General features: G+C 60.0%; 1 protein-coding gene. It reads right to left on the bottom strand.

Annotated elements, in window-relative coordinates; all coding sequences use genetic code 11:
• Positions 1 to 213: cation transporter (locus EOD29_RS31245; protein WP_245475494.1), on the bottom strand; the 213-nt coding region annotated here is incomplete at its 3' end.
• Positions 214 to 290 lie beyond the last annotated feature (77 nt).

Raw genomic sequence — 290 nt, 5'->3', positions numbered from 1 at the left:
ATAGCGGATGACGAAGAAGGCGATGAAGGCGGCAACGACGTTGACCGACGATTCGAGCCCGTCCGACAGCAGCGCCACCGACCCGGTCACCCACCAGGCCACCATCTTCAGGCCCATGACGCCGAGGGACAGCGGAATACCCCACATCGCCAGCTTTTGAACAGTAAGATCGCCGTTGTCGCTCATATCGTCCTCCTGCGGTTGCGAATGAATTGCAGGGTCCAAGCCATTGAAATGCAAAACCGCCCACGCGAATGTCGCGCAGGCGGCCCAGTTGCGGCTGATATGGG

This window comes from Mesorhizobium sp. M1A.T.Ca.IN.004.03.1.1 (genome assembly GCF_003997555.1).
Lineage (GTDB): Bacteria > Pseudomonadota > Alphaproteobacteria > Rhizobiales > Rhizobiaceae > Mesorhizobium.
This window is presented reverse-complemented; position numbering and strand designations above follow the sequence as displayed.